The sequence below is a fragment of the Vibrio sp. B1ASS3 genome, assembly GCF_905175355.1.
Lineage (GTDB): Bacteria > Pseudomonadota > Gammaproteobacteria > Enterobacterales > Vibrionaceae > Vibrio > Vibrio owensii.
In genome coordinates this window covers 2,485,552-2,502,261 of sequence record NZ_HG992742.1, presented here as the reverse complement: position 1 = coordinate 2,502,261, position 16,710 = coordinate 2,485,552, and the positions used below count along the sequence as shown (strand labels likewise).

The window sequence follows — 16,710 nt, the reverse complement described above, 5'->3', positions numbered from 1 at the left end:
CAGTGAGCTCACAACCACACTTTAGAAAAGATTTTAAGAGAGCAAATAATGAAATCATTAATCATTAAACTGTGGCGTACGATGACGCGCCCGGCAGTTCATATCAGCCTTGGCGTGCTGACTATGGGCGGTTTCATCGCTGGTGTTATTTTCTGGGGTGGCTTTAACACAGCCCTAGAAGCGACCAACACAGAAGAATTCTGTATTAGCTGTCACACAATGCGTGACAACGTATACGTTGAACTACAAGACACTGTTCACTGGAAAAACCACTCTGGTGTTCGTGCTACTTGTCCTGACTGTCACGTTCCACATAACTGGACAGATAAGATCGCTCGTAAAATGCAAGCGTCTAAAGAAGTATTTGCACAAGTATTTGGCAACTACGACGAACCGGGTGTTTTCGAAGAGCGTCGTATCGAACTTGCTAAACACGAATGGGATCGTTTCTCTGCAAACAAATCCCTAGAGTGTAAAAACTGTCACAACTACGATTCAATGGACTTCGAGCAAATGTCTCCAACAGCTCGTATCCAAATGAAGCAAGCAGCTGAGAAAGATCAAAGCTGTGTTGACTGTCACAAAGGTATCGCACACAAACTACCAGCTGGCATGGACAGCATCGGTGGTATCGTTGGTGACCTAGAAGGTATGACTTCAAACACAGATTACGGTGTTGGTCAGCAACTAGTAAGTGTTCGTCACCTACCAATCTACTTCGACGATAAAGGTACTGAAGAAGCAGGTCTTCTAAACCCTGCGTCAACAGTTAAAGTTCTTGAAGACAAAGGCGACTACGTTGAAATCGAAATCGATGGCTGGCGTAAAGCGAAAGGCTTTGGTCGTGTAATCCAAGAAGACTTCGGTAAGAACATTGCAGTAGCATCGCTACTAAAAGAAGCAGCAACAGACGCTAAAGTAGTTACTGCTGGTGAGAAGAAAGTTGATGAGCTAACTGGTCTTCCTTGGGAGAAAGTAGCTGCGAAAGTATGGATCAAGAAAGAATCTATGCTGAACGACATCAACCCTGTATGGGAAAAATCTGCAGAAGCTTACAAAACTAACTGTTCTGTATGTCACACACAACCAGCTGAAGCGCACTTCGATGCGAACACATGGCCAGGTATGTTCGACGGTATGCTAGCGTTCGTTAACCTAGATACAGACAGTGAAGCACTGATCTTGAAGTACCTACAGAAGCACTCTTCAGATTATGCTGAAGGTCACCACTAATAAGCGTCGGATTGGAGTAAATATAAATGGCTATTACACGAAGAAGTTTTCTTAAAGGTGTAGCAACCACAAGTGCAGCGTCAGTTATCGGTCCAAGCTTATTGGCTTCAGCATCTGCGAACGCAGCTGAGACTACAGGTACTTGGAAAGTAACAGGTTCACACTGGGGCGCGTTCCGCGCCCACATCTACGCGGGTAAAGTTCAAGAGATCAAACCGCTAGAACTAGACAAGAACCCAACAGAGATGTTGAACGGCATCAAGGGCATCATCTACAGCCCTTCACGTGTTCGTTACCCAATGGTTCGTCTAGATTGGCTGAAGAAGCACAAATACAGCGCGGAAACGCGTGGTAACAACCGTTTCATCCGAGTTACTTGGGATGAAGCACTAGACTTGTTCTACCGTGAGCTAGAGCGTGTTCAGAAAGAATACGGTCCATGGGCTCTACACGCAGGTCAAACTGGTTGGAACCAAACTGGTGCGTTCAACAACTGTACAGCGCACATGCAACGTGCTGTAGGTATGCACGGTAACTTCATCACTAAAGTAGGTGACTACTCGACTGGTGCAGGCCAAACCATCATGCCTTACGTACTAGGTTCAACAGAAGTTTACGCACAAGGTACGTCTTGGTCTGAAATCCTAGAGAACTCAGACAACATCGTTCTTTGGGCAAACGACCCAGTGAAAAACCTACAAGTAGGTTGGAACTGTGAAACGCACGAGTCATTCAAATACCTAGCGCAACTGAAAGAAAAAGTAGCGAAAGGCGAGATCAACGTTCTATCTGTAGACCCAGTTAAGAACAAGACTCAACGTTACCTAGAGAACGATCACCTATACATTAACCCGCTAACAGACGTAGCATTCATGCTTGCTGTAGCGCACGTACTGTACAACGAAGATCTATACGACAAGAAGTTCATTGAGACTTACTGTCTAGGTTTCGAAGACTTCATCAAGTACGTTCAAGGTGAAACGAAAGACAAAGTTGTTAAGACTCCAGAGTGGGCTGCACCTATCTGTGGTGTGAAAGCGGACAAGATTCGTGAATTCGCACGCATGCTAGTGAACGGCCGTACACAGATCCTTATGGGTTGGTGTATCCAGCGTCAAGAGCACGGTGAGCAGCCATACTGGGCAGCAGCAGTAGTTGCAGCGATGGTTGGTCAAATCGGTCTACCTGGCGGTGGTATCTCTTACGGTCACCACTACTCAAGTATCGGTGTACCTTCAACTGGTTTCGCAGGCCCTGGTGGTTTCCCTCGTAACCTAGATACAGGTATGAAACCGAAGTGGGACAACAACGACTTTAACGGTTACAGCCGTACTATCCCAGTTGCACGTTGGATCGACTGTCTTCTAGAGCCAGGTAAAGAGATCAACTACAACGGTGGTAAAGTTAAGCTTCCAGACTTCAAGATGATGGTGATCTCGGGTAACAACCCATGGCACCACCACCAAGATCGTAACCGCATGAAGCAAGCATTCCAGAAGCTTCAAACGGTTGTGACTATTGAATTTGCTTGGACGGCGACTTGTCGTTTCTCAGACATCGTTCTACCTGCATGTACGCAGTGGGAACGTAACGACATTGACGTGTACGGTTCATACTCGAACAAAGGTCTTATCGCGATGCATCGCCTAGTTGACCCATTGTTCCAATCTAAGCCAGACTTCCAAATCATGAGTGAACTGACTCAACGCTTTGGTCGTCGCGACGAGTACACTCGTGGCATGAGCGAGATGGAGTGGATCCGCAGTCTTTACAACGATTGTAAGAAAGCAAACGACGGTAAGTTTGAAATGCCAGAATTTGATGAATTCTGGGAACAAAGCGTACTAGACTTCGGTGAAGGTAAGCCTTGGGTTCGTCACGCTGACTTCCGTAAAGATCCAGAAATCAACCCACTGGGTACGCCTTCTGGCTTCATCGAGATCACTTCTCGCAAGATCGGTCGTTACGGTTACGAACACTGTCAAGAACACCCAATGTGGTTCGAGAAATCAGAACGTTCACACGGTGGTCCTGGCTCTGACAAACACCCGTACTGGCTACAATCTTGCCACCCGGACAAGCGTCTGCACTCTCAGATGTGTGAATCTGAAGATTTCCGTGCTACTTACGCTGTTCAAGGTCGCGAGCCTGTATACATCAACCCAGCTGATGCGAAAGCAAAAGGCATTAAAGACGGTGACTTGGTACGCGTATTTAACGACCGTGGTCAACTTCTTGCTGGTGCGGTTCTAACAGACAGCTACCCACGTGGTGTTGTGCGTATCGAAGAAGGTGCGTGGTACGGTCCTCTAAACGAGAAAGTAGGTGCAATCTGTACTTACGGTGACCCTAACACACTAACTCAAGATATCGGTTCTTCTGAGCTAGCACAGGCGACTTCTGCGAACACATGTATCGTAGACTTCGAGAAATTCACTGGTAAAGTTCCACCAGTGACTTCATTCGGTGGTCCAATCGAAGTTGCTTAATAACAGCACTAAGCTTTAAAAGAAATACCAGCCTTCGGGCTGGTATTTTTTTAACCAAAATTTCAGTGAGCACTCTCTCAATACCAAATCTAAGTATCTGCACGACCGCTAGATTCGTGATGCTGATAACGAATTGGGTAGGAGAAGCGGAGGATAATGAGCCAAACTAAACAATAATAATCAAGTGAGTAGATTTTCTATGGCTCAAACCATTCAATTGGCCAATCACACCGAACTAACGGTGCATGATAACGATCTTCTGTTTGAAGTGATGGGCAACCAAATTCATTTTTCGTTTGCAGGGATCCACAACAAAACCTTCACCGATCGTGAAGTCCTGTTTGAAATGCCTTTCCTCTACGAACAAGGCGCAACTGTGTTAGGCGACGGTTTCCAAATGTTGGCGCAGACCAGCGGCACCATTTCTCAACCTGTCGACGTTGGTCGTTGCCCGGATAACAACAACTCTTACCGCATTTACCCTGAGAATTCCCCTAAGCGTTACTACAACTATCTAGTTGTTGAAGACGCCGCAGGTTATACCTTGTTCGGTTTTATCTCTTGTCATCGCTTTGCCGGCTATTTTGAAGTGCAGCAGCATGGTGAGCATTGGGTACTTTCTGCTTCTATCGACGGAGAGCAGACCCAAGTGGCTGATTGGGAGCACAACAAGCTGGAATCTGTTGCAGTATTACGTGGCAATTCTCTCTCTGAGTTGTACAAACAGTACAGTGAGATGCTTGCCGAACATCACCCAATCCGTAACGGTGTCACGCAAGATGCGCCAATTGGCTGGTGTTCTTGGTACGCATACTATGCGGATGTGACAGAAAATAACGTGTTGGAAAACGTCGAATGCATGCAAGAAAGCCTAGCCGAGCTTGAATGGGTACTGCTCGATGACGGTTACCAAGCATTTATGGGGGATTGGCTCACGCCTTCAGATAAGTTTTCTGGCGGTGTGAAAGAGCTGATTCACAACATTCGCGCTAAAGGCAAAAAACCAGCGATTTGGATGGCACCATTCATTGCTCAACCAGAATCGGAGATCTTCCAAAAGCATCCTGATTGGTTTGTGCGTCACCAAGATGGCAGCCTATTGAAAGCAGAAGATGTCACCTACGGCGGTTGGCGCTGTACACCATGGTACATTCTCGATACCTCAAATCCTGAAGTGCAAGATCACCTGACTCATGTGGTGTCTGTCATGCGTCAAGAGTGGGGCGTTGAGCTATTCAAATTAGACGCAAACTACTGGGGTACTTTAAAAGGTAAGCGAAGCCAATCGGGTGTCACCGGTGTAGAAGCCTACCGCATGGGTATGGAAGCGCTCGCTAAAGGGGCAGGGGATGCATGGCTGTTAGGCTGTAACGCGCCAATGTGGCCTTCTTTGGGCTTAGTTGATGCAATGCGTGTCTCTGACGACGTAGAGCGCCAGAGTCATCGCTTTGAACAAATTGCGAAAGAAACCTTCTTCCGTAGTTGGCAGCATCGTAAGTTATGGCAAATTGATCCTGATTGCGCGACGTTTACTTCATTACCTAACCAAGCAGCCTCGCGTGAAGATTACCAATTCCATCGTAACGTGTTGCTAGCGTGTGGCGGTCTACTGCTTTCTGGTGACCCTCTACCAGAAATCACCCCATTTGCGAGTAAGACGCTAGCGAAATTGATGTTGCGTCAGCGTCGTAATCAGGAGTCGGCCAAGTTTACCGCGCTAGGTTTAAACCATGCTTTCCTGCCGCTAACATCTAAAAACGATCTGCATTGCTTGTTTAATTACACCAATGATGAAGCGACAGAGTTTACGCTCACCGCAGACCAGCCAACAGATTGGTACGACTACTGGACAGGGGAGAAGCTCAACCAAGAGCCATGCCAGCTATTGTTGGTCAGTTTAGACAAAGGCCTCAATGCTAAAGCGATCGTGACAGCTTAACTTTGCGCTTCCAAAAAACAAAAGAGCCTCGATTGAGGCTCTTTTTGTATCCATTGCATCTGATTTGAAAGCTAGTATTCGAATAGGAAAAAGTAACCGTATCCGACAATCAAGGCTGGTATTGCAGAGTAGATAGTGGCGACAAGCGCAGCTTTAGGAGCCATTGCAATCGCAGGGAACAAGGCATCACCATCATTGGAAATGGCATTAGAAAGCTGTGCCGATAATGGCGCTGCGCCGGATATATAAAGACTCGTGACTAGAATTTGTGGGCCACAGCCTGGCAATATACCAATAGCCAAACCAACGAGAGGCATCCAGATCCCCCAGTTTGAGCACGTCGCTCCCAAGTCTAAACCCGAGAAATAGGTTGTAAGTTCAAAGGCTAAGAAAGCCAAAATAACCCATGCGCTAACAAAGTTTGTGTCTTGCGCCGCTTTTTGAATTGGGTGTGAATCGATGATTTTGTCATCTTCAGATACCGTTGATTTGTAATCACCTAGCTCTTTGGTCATCGCCCACAAAAACATACTGACAACTGCAAATGTCGCACCTAACCATTCCATACTGTTTTCTTTGAGGCCAAGTAATTGGTTTGTATCCACTTGGAATGAGCCCAGAACGGCAATGATACTTGCAGGTATCAGCAGCCATTTCCAGAATGCTCCTTGAAGATTGATAGCACGTTGCTCAACTGGCGTGTGCGTATCACTATGGCTATTACAGCATTGAGCTTGTGGAACATCCTCTTTTTGCTTTGGGCGCAAAAAGTCATCAGCGTGGAATGCATTCACTACCCACCCAGATATTGCACCTACGACAATACCTAAAGCAATGACACCAAACCCTGTTGCAGGTTCTGCTGCAAGTAATAAGAAGGCGGCATCACCCATGGTCGAGGTTAATACTGCAACGATAGCACCAAAGCCAACTCGGCCACTGATGAACTGAGTGGTGACAACGATAGCACCACCACAACCAGGCAAAGCTCCAAGGAGTGCAGCAAAGAAAACTTGATGGCTACGAGAGCTATGGTAAAGCGCAGTGAGTCGATTTGTCTTCGACATGAAGTTCGAAAGATAATGGTAGATGGCTAAGGTAGCTGCAACGTAACAAGAAACCGCCCAGAAAGAATCGGATAGGGTAGCAACGGTGACTTCTCTTGTGGTTTCACTCGCTAACAGTGCGAGCAATGCGATAGGCAGCAATAGCCTTTTATAGGCCAGACGAAATTGAGTTGGCTGCAGCAGCTGATGCGCCGAGTGGAAAATTTTTGTTGCGTTCATAGTAAGCTCAAATGCAAATAGGAATGATTCTCACTATATGGAAGTGAGAATTATTCGCAATAGGCGGTAACAACTTTTCTTCGTGTCAATTTCCCTCAAATCAGGTAAAGTATCGGCCTTTGTGAGCAAACCCGCTTCCAAGGTGTAATTCGTTATGCAATTCACCCTTTTAGGAAGCGCATCAAACTGACTTGAATAGGAAGAAACATGATTCTAGTTGTAGGTCATAAGAACCCAGACAGTGACAGCATCTGTAGTGCACTAGTTGCAACTGAACTTCTAAAGGCGCGTGGCGTTGAAGCAATGCCAATCCGCCAAGGCGAAATTAACCGTGAAACTCAGCACATCCTTGAAGTAGCTGGTGCAGAAGTTCCTGAACTTCGCACATCAGTAGCGGGTGAAACTGTTTGGCTAGTAGACTACTCAGATCTAGCGCAAGCACCAGACGATATTGCTGAAGCAGAAGTTGCAGGTATTGTTGACCACCACCGTCTAGGTGACGTGATGACAGTAAACCCAATGGAAGCATGGATCTGGCCTGTTGGTTGTACTAACACAGTACTGTTCAACATGTTCAAGATTGAAGGTCACGAGATCACACCTCAAATCGCTAAGCTAATGATGTCAGCGATTCTTTCTGACACAGTAGGTTTTGCTTCTCCAACTTGTACTCAAAAAGACAAAGATGCTGTAGCTGAGCTAGCGGCTATCGCAGACGTACAAGATGTTGACGCATTCACTAAAGATCTTCTAATCGCTAAGACAAACATCGAAGGTCTATCTGCGGCTGAACTTGTTGAAAAAGACCTTAAAGGTTACCCATTCAACGGTCGTGACGTAGTAGTAGGTCAGGTTGAACTTGCGACTCTAGAGCAAGTTGACGGCATGATCGAAGCACTAGAAGCGGATCTAGAAGCTCGTTGTGCGAACGACAACCTAGCATTTGCTGCTGTTATGCTAACAGACATCACTACTGCTCAAACTCGTCTTCTTTACAAAGGTGAGTGGGCTGAGAAGCTTGTTAAGCACGAGAAAGACGGCATGCTAATGATGGAAAACACTCTAAGCCGTAAGAAGCAAGGCTGGCCTTGGCTTCAAACTGAGCTTGTGTAATTTCATTATTACCAACGTATACTTTAAATGCCCGCCAATAGGTGGGCATTTTTCTATGGGAATAGGAGACAAACATGTCTGAAGCATTAACCCAAGAGCAAATGGACACCATCAATCGCTACAACGAAGAGCAGCGTTTGAAATACTGTGTGAAGGAAATCGTAGCAAACCGCAAAGTGTGGATTCTGAAAGATGAACACGGCTGCGTAATGCTAAATACAGAAGATGACGATTGTGTGCCTGTGTGGCCAAACGAAGAGTTCGCGCAGCAGTGGGCGACAGGTGACTGGGAAGAGTGTGAACCAGAAGCTATCTCTTTGAACAAATGGCACAGCCGTTGGACATCAGGCCTAGAGGACGATGAGTTGTCTGTTGTGGTTTTCCCAAACCAGAACGAAGAAGGCGTAGTTCTATTCCCTGACGAGTTTGATTTCGAGCTTCGTAAACAAGAGAGCCGTCGCTAGTCGCTACAAAGCGTGCTCTCAAATTCAGAGAATAAAAAAGCCTGCGTTGATGCCTGTCTCTTATACACAAATCCCTAAGCTTGTAGCTTAGGGATTTTTTTTTGAACTCTTTCAAGTGTGTGCGATCTGATCACTTAAGAATCCTTACTGAAACACTAAGATGACACACTCAGACGCTAAACTTTGGGCGCAAGAACAATTTGGACAAGCACAACTTAAAGATCCTCGAAGAACACAACGCCTCATCAGTTTAGCGACTTCCATTGCTAATCAACCAGGAGTCTCCGTGGCTAAACTTCCTTTTTCTCCCGCCGATATGGAAGGGGCATATCGCTTTATCCGCAATGAAAACATCGATGCAAAAGACATCGCTGAAGCAGGTTTTCAATCAACGGTATCTCGAGCTAACGAGCATGAGGAATTACTCGCGCTTGAAGATACAACAACGCTCTGTTTTCCTCATCGAAGTATAAAAGATGAACTCGGGCACACGAATCAAGGCGACAGAATTCGAGCTCTCCATGTACATTCGACGTTACTTTTTGCACCACAAAGTCAGACCATTGTTGGTCTTATAGAGCAACAACGATGGAGCCGAGATATTACTAAGCGTGGGCAAAAGCACCAACACGCGACTCGTCCTTACGAGGAGAAAGAGAGTTACAAATGGGAGCAAGCTTCTCGCCGTGTCGTTGAGCGCCTAGGGGATAAGATGTTAGATGTTATCTCGGTCTGTGACCGAGAAGCAGACCTATTCGAATACTTAACTTATAAACGTCAACATCAGCAGCGCTTTGTCGTTCGCTCAATGCAAAGTCGTTGTCTAGAAGAACACGCTCAAAAGCTTTACGACTATGCGCAAGCGTTACCAAGTGTCGAGACAAAGGAGCTTACCATCCCCCAAAAAGGAGGGAGAAAAGCGAGAGATGTAAAGCTTGACGTTAAATATGGTCAGGTGACATTAAAGGCTCCGGCAAACAAAAAAGAGCACGCAGGCATACCTGTTTATTATGTTGGTTGCCTTGAGCAAGGGGCATCAAAAGACAAGTTAGCATGGCACCTCTTGACGTCGGAGCCAATAAACAACGTTGAAGACGCCATGAGAATTATCGGTTATTACGAGCGTCGATGGCTGATTGAAGACTTCCATAAAGTCTGGAAAAGTGAAGGTACGGATGTGGAGTCACTAAGACTCCAAAGTAAAGGTAACTTAGAGAGGTTAAGTGTCATCTATGCCTTTGTTGCGACTCGTTTATTGGCGTTACGTTTCATTAAAGAAGTTGATGAGCTATCAACAGAAAGTTGTGAAAAGGCCTTGGGCACAAAAGCTTGGAAGCTGCTGTGGTTGAAACTAGAAAGCAAGACATTACCTAAAGAAGTACCCGATATGAGCTGGGCGTACAGAAATCTTGCTAAATTAGGCGGTTGGAAAGATACCAAGAGGACGGGCAGAGCTTCAATAAAGGCACTATGGGAAGGATGGTTTAAACTGCAAACCATCCTTGAAGGCTACGAGCTCGCAATGTCTCTTGATCACTAGACTTGTGATCAAGAGACAGGCGTTGATGCAGGCTTTGTTGTTTTTAGAAGAAGGTCTTTTGAGAAAGCGAATACTAGAGACTTACCACTCGCTCAATTTTTAGTGGTTTGGCGCTTTGTAGAAGTGACTCTCTACCAGTCGCTGAGTAATCGCATGCTCTGGGTTGGTCAGCACTTGGTTTGTCTCACCAAATTCGACCACTTCGCCTTCATGCATCACCATCACCTTATCGGTAATGTGCTTCACGATGCCAATATGCTGAGAAACGTAAACAAACGACAAGCCCATCTCTTCTTGTAACTCTAAGAATAAGTTGATGATCTGAGAGCGCATTGCCATGTCGAGACCGTTTAGGGCTTCATCGGCAACGATGATGGAAGGCTGCAGGATAAGAGCACGAGCAAGACAAACACGCTGCTTCTGGCCTGCTGCAAGCATTTGCGGGTAGAAATAAGCATGCTCTGGAAGTAAGCCTACGCGTAACAGAGTATCTTTAACACGCTTCATACGTGCATCCGGCGGCATGTTGGTGTTTCGTTTTAACGGACCTTCCAAAATGCGGCCAATCTGAATGCGAGGATTCAAAGAGGTGTTTGGATCTTGGAAGATCATGCGAATTAGCTTACAACGCGTCGAGTAATCCTCGTGTTCAAGGCGCTCACCGTTTACACGAATCTCACCGGAACTTGGCTCAACCACACCCGCTAACATTCGTGCTAGGGTTGATTTACCTGAGCCGTTTTGGCCAATAAAGCCAATGGTTTGACCCGGCTCTAGGGTAAAACTAACCGGTTTAACCGCTTCTTTGACTGTGCGTTTAAACAGACCTGAGCGCGTGACAAACTGTTTCGATAGGTTATCGACTTCAAGCAACGCACTCATGAATGTTTCTCCGTGTTCAATGGGAAGTGACAGCTAAATTTATGAGTCTTGATACGTCTCGTATGGGGTATCTCGACACATTGTCTTTGTGCATAAGGGCAACGAGGCCCTAAGCGACAGCCGATTGGCAAGTGCTGCAAAGGGGGGATTGACCCCGGTAGTGATTGCAGTTTCTGCTTATGAGGAATCCAATCATTAAAGTCGGGCATTGCTTTGAGCAGTGCCGCAGTATATGGATGCTTCGGAGCCTCAACCAACTTCTCGGTGTCAGCGGATTCAACTGATTGGCCGCAATACATTACCGTAATACGATTCGCCCATTGAGTAATGGTGGTCAAGTCATGGCCAATCAACACAATCGTGGTGTTGTTGAGCTGATTCATTCGGCTCAACAAACGCAGGATTTGTGACTGCGTGATTGGGTCAAGGTCGTTGGTTGGCTCGTCGGCAATCAAGATTTTTGGCTTGGTTGCAATGGCCATCGCGATCATGACTTTCTGACATTCACCGTCGGTTAGCTCGTAAGGGTAGCTGCCCATCAAGCGTTTGTGATCTTTGATGCCCACTTTGTGAAGTAGGGCAATCGCCTGTTTTTTACGCCATTTGAATCGTTCCCACCATTTTCCTTCGAAAGAGCGAGAAGGGATCGATTCGATCAATTGACGTCCTACTTCTTCAGAAGGATCTAAACAGGTCGAAGGCTCTTGGAAGATCATCGCGATATCGCGCGCAATGACTCGTCGGCGTTCTTTCGGTGTCAATTGAAGCAAGTCAATGTTACCAAGGCGCATTCGGTCCGCGGTGACTTTCCAGTTGTCCTTACAAACGCCAACAATTGCTTTGGCAACCAGACTCTTACCTGAACCTGATTCGCCCACTAGGCCACGGATTTCCCCTTCATTTAGGGTAATACTCATGCGGTCGACGGCTTTCACCAAACCTGATGGCGTTTCAATTTCAATGGTTAAATGTCGAATATCTAGTAACGGCATTATTCGATCCCCGCATTGAGCGCTTGGCGTACACCTTCACCCACTAAGTTTAGAACAACCACGGTAAACATAATGGTGAGACCCGGAAGCGTCACAGTCCATGGTGCGATGTAAATCAGCTCAACGGAGTCCCCAAGGATTGCGCCCCATTCAGTACTTGGTGCTTGAGCACCCAAACCAAGGAAGCCTAGTGCGGTGATATCTAAAATTGCTACAGACAGTGCCAGTGTGATTTCTGCAGCAATCACCGTTAGAACGTTTGGCAGAATAGAGTTCCACAGTAAGTAGAAGTCATTGGCACCATCTAAGCGAGCGGCCATGATGTAGTCTTTTTCTACTTCCGTATGGACCGCGATGTACACCGAGCGAATAAAGCGCGGAATCAAGGCCAAGCAGATAGCCAGAAGGATGTTGAACTCACCAAAGCCAAGGAAAGCCACGAAGATGATCGCCAGTAGTAGAGATGGGATCGACATTACGGTATCGAGTAAGTGGTTCAAAGTACTCGATAACAGACCTTTAGTCATACCTGCCAAAACACCGATAAAACAGCCAATCAAACCAGCAATGACCGTTATGGCGACGGCTGCACCGAATGTCAGCTGAGAACCCATAATCAGACGCGAAAGGATGTCACGACCCAAGTCGTCTGTGCCAAGAAAGTAGTCCACGGCGCCTGCTGGTGCCCATGATGGAGGCACAAGTAGTTCGCCCGATTGAGCTTGTGGATCATAAGGCGCAAGTAATGGCGCAAAGATGGTGATCAGGATGATGAAAATCAGACACCACAAGCCAAACATTGCCAAGCTGTTGGCACGGTAGCTACGCCAGAATCGTTCGAACTGAGTTGGAATGCGTTCTTCCTGATAAACGTTATTTGTTAGCATACCATTCCTTTCTCACCAGAGGGTTAATCATGGCACCAATCAAATCCGAAAGGATGTTGGCAGTTAAAACAAGGGTTGCTAGCACCATTACGCCTGCCTGAATGGAAGCGTAATCTTGATTTGAAAGTGCATCCAACAACCAACGACCAATACCCGGCCAGTTGAAGATAGATTCAGTAATGATCGCTAGCGTGATCATGCTAGAAAGCTGAACACCAACTTTTGGCACAATAGGCGGAATGGCGTTACGTAGCACGTGTTGTGTCACGATCTCGCGGTTGGATAAACCTTTGATTCGTGCAGCACGGATGTAGTTTTGGCTCATCACTTCTGCCACTGATGCGCGCATTAAGCCGATAACTTGGGTAGTAGGAGCAAGCGCTAATACCAAACATGGCAAGATCATGTGTTCGATAACGCTTTGCAGCGCGTGTGCTCTGTATTCACCTTTTGCCATGAATGCATCAATGATGGCGAAACCCGTTACGTGGTCGATCTCGTACAGTAAGTCATAGCGGCCAGCAACGGGGAACACGTGATACTGCAACGAGAACATCATGATCAACATCAGCGCAACCCAGAAGATAGGCGCCGAGTAACCAGACATAGAGATAAATGAGATGCTGGTATCTAACCATTTACCCTGTTTCATGCCTGCAATCGTGCCCAGAGGAATACCGATAAGCAATGAAACGACAAAGGCAAAGAAACATAACTCGAGTGTTGCAGGGAAGACAATGGCTAACTCATCGTAAATTGGATTTCCGTTTTTGCTGATACCAAAATTGAGCTGTGATAGCTCAACAAGGTAGCTTTGCCAACCTGCCCAAAATTCAACGTTTGCCCAATGAGAACTCGGATCCAAACGCAATAGCGAAAAGCCCACTAACGTGAGAATCATCAAAGTGATGACAAATAGATTAAGACGTCTTACGGCGTACCAAAACATTAATGGATTCTCTCAACTCTATCAAAAGGTTGTGCATTGAAAGGGCTCGATTTAAAACCTTTCAGCGATTTGTCGTGGACACGGAATTGAACGCCGTGAGCCAATGGAATAACTGGGAATTCTTCATTGAGAATATTCTGCGCTTGGCGATATAGGTTCAAGCGGTAACGTTGCTGTTGAGTTTCTAGTGCAAGATCCAACAAGAAGTCGAAATCATCGTTACACCACATCGAAACGTTCAAACCAACGCGTTCTGATTCACAAGACAGCAGAGGGCGGAAGAAGTTATCCGGATCACCCGTATCCCCAATCCAACCAGTGAGCAGCAAGTCTACATCATTGATGTTTTCCAGTTGTGTACGTTCAAAGCGGTCATCGGTCAGCAGTCGTAACTCGACGCCAATGTCTGCGAAGTTTGCTTGAATCAGCTCTGCGGTTTTACGCGGGCTTGGGTTAAAGGCGCGTGGTTCCAATGGCACCCACATAGTCAATTGCAGACCTTTCTCGTAGCCCGCCTCTCGAAGAAGGGCTAAAGCATAATTACGGTCATAACGTATTTTCACGCTGTCTTTTTGGTAAGCCCAAGAGTTAGGTGGAAGCAGGGTATAAGCTTGAGTGCCAGTGCCGTAATACACTGAATCAAGAATGTTCTGGCGGTTGATCGCTAGGTTCAATGCTTGGCGAACACGAGCATCGCGCAGAGCTGGGTGTTCAGTGTTAATCGCGATAAATGAGACGTTATTAGCAGGCGTTGCGGTTAACTCTAGCTCTTCCGTTTCTTGAATGATTGGAATCTGACTCGAAATTGGTGATGCAAGCACATCACACTCGTTTCTGAGCAGCTTAGCGAGTGTGCCAGTACCGCGGTGAGAAATGTCGAACACCACCTGTTCCATCTTGGCTGGCGACTTCCAATATTTAGGATGGCGCTCAAGACGAATCAAGTCGTTCACTTGGTACTCTTTAAGTTGGTAAGGACCAGTACCGATAGGTAACATATCGATCTGTTCTTTCTCATCTTTTGCTGCGAGTTGCTGGCCATATTCGGCAGAAAGTAGCACGGCATGACTGGTCGCAATATTGGCTAAAAAGGCAAAATTAGGTTGAGAGAGCACAAACTTCACGGTGTCGTTATCCACAGCGACAACATCTTTCACCAAGTTTTGGAAATCCAAACCTGCAAACCATGGATAAAAACCACCACCGACGTCGTGAAACGGATGGTCTACATCAATGATTCGCTTGAAGCTGAATACCACATCTTGTGCATTAAAAGGCCGGGTAGGTGTAAACCATGCTGTCTTTTGAAACTGGACACCCTGTTTAAGACTAAACGTGTATTCGGTGCCTTCTTCATTAACGGACCAATTTTCTGCAAGATTTGCAACGGGTTGATGGGTTTTGGGATCAAGTGTGAGCAGCGTATCGTATAGCTGAGGGCTAAGTGCTTCGGCAGTGATGCCGCTGTCAATGAGCTGAGGGTTAAACGTGGTTGGCTTACCTTGCCCACAAAACACAAAGCCATTCTCTCGAATATCATTGTGATCGATTTCATCACCACATGCGGTGAGTAAGCTAATACCAATCAGGCTCAGCGATAGTCTTATAAAAGCTTTCATAATATGAAATGGTCATTGGACTTTGCTTGCTCCCTCAGCTTTTTGCTTCAAGGATGACAAGCGAAAATGATCTCGCTAATTTATCACCTTTGCCAACTCGCTCCAAACATAAAATCGTTGAGTCGCGGGGTGTTAGATCAAATTACCGTATCATTGTCTGGTTGTTGACCTTATTTGCCTCTCAAATTGCTCACTAATTTGTGTAAAACACTCGCGTTTACTAAAACCGCTTGTTTTCCTTCAGTATAGTGAGCCATTACTCGAGTGAGAGGGCATGTGGCAATTATCCTTGACCGACTAAGCCATATTTTCTGACCATACCTCTAAGCTGGTGGTAGCTTAACCCCAATAATTCTGCGGCTTGGCGTTGGTTAAACTTCGCTTCTTCTAGTGCTCGGTTGAGCAATTCAATATCTTGATCTTCTTGCCACTGCTTGTAATCCAGAGGGAAGTGGATTGCGGAGTGCGGAGTGGCCTCTGTTGTCTCGGTTTCTTCATGAGCGGCAGTGTGGCCGAGCGAGTTATCCCAACCCGTTTGAAATGGGTTGAAGATAAGGTGTTCGATAGGATCTGAATTGAGGCCGTGACGATAGATTGCTCGTTCAATCACATTCTTTAATTCACGAACGTTGCCCGGCCATTCGTAATCGAGCAGTGATTGTTGTGCTTCTTCCGTAAAGCCAACAAAGTATTCTAACTGCAATTCACGACACATCTTGATCGCGTAATGCTCGGCAAGGGAAAGGATGTCTTCTTTTCGCTCCCTCAGTGGCGGAAGCATAATGACGTCAAAGGCCAAACGGTCGAGCAAATCCGCACGGAAATCCCCTTGTTCTGCCAGTTTTGGTAAATCAGCATTGGTTGCACAAACCAAGCGAACGTCTGCAGTTAATGCAGTGTGTCCACCAACGCGCTCGTATTCGCCATATTCAATCACACGTAGGAGTTTTTCTTGAACGAGGAGTGGCGCGGTCGCCAATTCATCAAGGAACAAGGTGCCACCTTCGGCGCGCTCAAAGCGGCCTTTATGCTTACCTTTCGACCCTGTAAATGAACCCGATTCGTGACCAAACAGCTCTGAGTCAATCAAACCCTCGCTTAATGTCGCACAGTTTAGAGAAAGCAGTGGCTTATCCCAACGCTTTGATAAATAGTGTAAACGTTGCGCGATGAGCTCTTTACCTGTGCCTCGTTCCCCAATAATAAGAACGGGCCGCTCAATCGGCGCAAGTTGTGATACTTTATCTAATACGGCGAGAAAGGCGGGCGATTCACCAATGAGGTTCTGCTTCATAAAATCCTTCTTATTTTCTGTCT

13 protein-coding genes are annotated in these 16,710 nt (G+C 46.4%); 6 read left to right on the top strand and 7 right to left on the bottom strand.

The window, feature by feature from the left end; translation table 11 throughout:
* Nucleotides 1-48: 48 nt before the first annotated feature.
* The 3 genes from torC to KJB05_RS11410 all read left to right on the top strand — a co-directional run bounded on the left by torC (nt 49) and on the right by KJB05_RS11410 (nt 5,661).
* On the top strand, nt 49-1,233 hold the full coding sequence (torC, locus tag KJB05_RS11420) for a pentaheme c-type cytochrome TorC (RefSeq protein WP_038894748.1): 1,185 nt from the start codon (nt 49-51) through the stop codon (nt 1,231-1,233).
* Nucleotides 1,234-1,259: 26 nt separating this feature from the next.
* Nucleotides 1,260-3,722, top strand: a complete 2,463-nt coding sequence (gene torA / locus KJB05_RS11415; protein ID WP_005437255.1) for a trimethylamine-N-oxide reductase TorA — start codon at nt 1,260-1,262, stop codon at nt 3,720-3,722.
* A gap of 199 nt (nt 3,723-3,921) precedes the next feature.
* Complete coding sequence (locus KJB05_RS11410; protein WP_208446193.1) at nt 3,922-5,661, top strand: alpha-galactosidase; 1,740 nt, start codon at nt 3,922-3,924, stop codon at nt 5,659-5,661.
* Nucleotides 5,662-5,732: 71 nt separating this feature from the next.
* Here the strand turns inward: KJB05_RS11410 and KJB05_RS11405 are convergent, their stop codons facing one another.
* Nucleotides 5,733-6,947 (bottom strand): putative manganese transporter, encoded by a 1,215-nt coding sequence (locus KJB05_RS11405; protein ID WP_208446192.1) that lies wholly within the window; start codon nt 6,945-6,947, stop codon nt 5,733-5,735.
* 207 nt (nt 6,948-7,154) lie between these two features.
* Here KJB05_RS11405 and KJB05_RS11400 point away from each other — a divergent pair, with 207 nt between their 5' ends.
* The 3 genes from KJB05_RS11400 to KJB05_RS11390 all read left to right on the top strand — a co-directional run bounded on the left by KJB05_RS11400 (nt 7,155) and on the right by KJB05_RS11390 (nt 10,064).
* Nucleotides 7,155-8,060 (top strand): manganese-dependent inorganic pyrophosphatase, encoded by a 906-nt coding sequence (locus KJB05_RS11400; protein WP_208446191.1) that lies wholly within the window; start codon nt 7,155-7,157, stop codon nt 8,058-8,060.
* Between the two features lie 74 nt (nt 8,061-8,134).
* On the top strand, nt 8,135-8,524 hold the full coding sequence (locus tag KJB05_RS11395; RefSeq protein ID WP_005437260.1) for a DUF2750 domain-containing protein: 390 nt from the start codon (nt 8,135-8,137) through the stop codon (nt 8,522-8,524).
* 160 nt (nt 8,525-8,684) lie between these two features.
* Nucleotides 8,685-10,064: an IS4 family transposase gene (locus KJB05_RS11390; protein WP_213053078.1), complete on the top strand. Its 1,380-nt coding sequence runs from the start codon at nt 8,685-8,687 to the stop codon at nt 10,062-10,064.
* 99 nt (nt 10,065-10,163) lie between these two features.
* Here KJB05_RS11390 and KJB05_RS11385 read toward each other — a convergent pair whose 3' ends face one another.
* From KJB05_RS11385 to pspF, 6 genes are all read right to left on the bottom strand, one after another.
* Nucleotides 10,164-10,946: an ABC transporter ATP-binding protein gene (locus KJB05_RS11385; RefSeq protein WP_005425767.1), complete on the bottom strand. Its 783-nt coding sequence runs from the start codon at nt 10,944-10,946 to the stop codon at nt 10,164-10,166.
* Nucleotides 10,943-11,938, bottom strand: a complete 996-nt coding sequence (locus KJB05_RS11380) for an oligopeptide/dipeptide ABC transporter ATP-binding protein (protein WP_005425745.1) — start codon at nt 11,936-11,938, stop codon at nt 10,943-10,945. The genes KJB05_RS11385 and KJB05_RS11380 overlap by 4 nt, the downstream gene beginning before the upstream one ends.
* Nucleotides 11,938-12,825, bottom strand: coding sequence for an ABC transporter permease subunit (locus KJB05_RS11375; protein WP_005529315.1), 888 nt, complete (start codon nt 12,823-12,825; stop codon nt 11,938-11,940). Before KJB05_RS11375 ends, KJB05_RS11380 begins: the two co-directional genes overlap by 1 nt.
* Nucleotides 12,812-13,774: an ABC transporter permease subunit gene (locus KJB05_RS11370; RefSeq protein ID WP_038889495.1), complete on the bottom strand. Its 963-nt coding sequence runs from the start codon at nt 13,772-13,774 to the stop codon at nt 12,812-12,814. Before KJB05_RS11370 ends, KJB05_RS11375 begins: the two co-directional genes overlap by 14 nt.
* Complete coding sequence (gene sapA / locus KJB05_RS11365; RefSeq protein ID WP_045378239.1) at nt 13,774-15,393, bottom strand: ABC transporter substrate-binding protein SapA; 1,620 nt, start codon at nt 15,391-15,393, stop codon at nt 13,774-13,776. Before sapA ends, KJB05_RS11370 begins: the two co-directional genes overlap by 1 nt.
* Before the next feature lie 283 nt (nt 15,394-15,676).
* Nucleotides 15,677-16,687, bottom strand: a complete 1,011-nt coding sequence (pspF, locus tag KJB05_RS11360) for a phage shock protein operon transcriptional activator (RefSeq protein WP_208446190.1) — start codon at nt 16,685-16,687, stop codon at nt 15,677-15,679.
* Nucleotides 16,688-16,710: the final 23 nt, after the last annotated feature.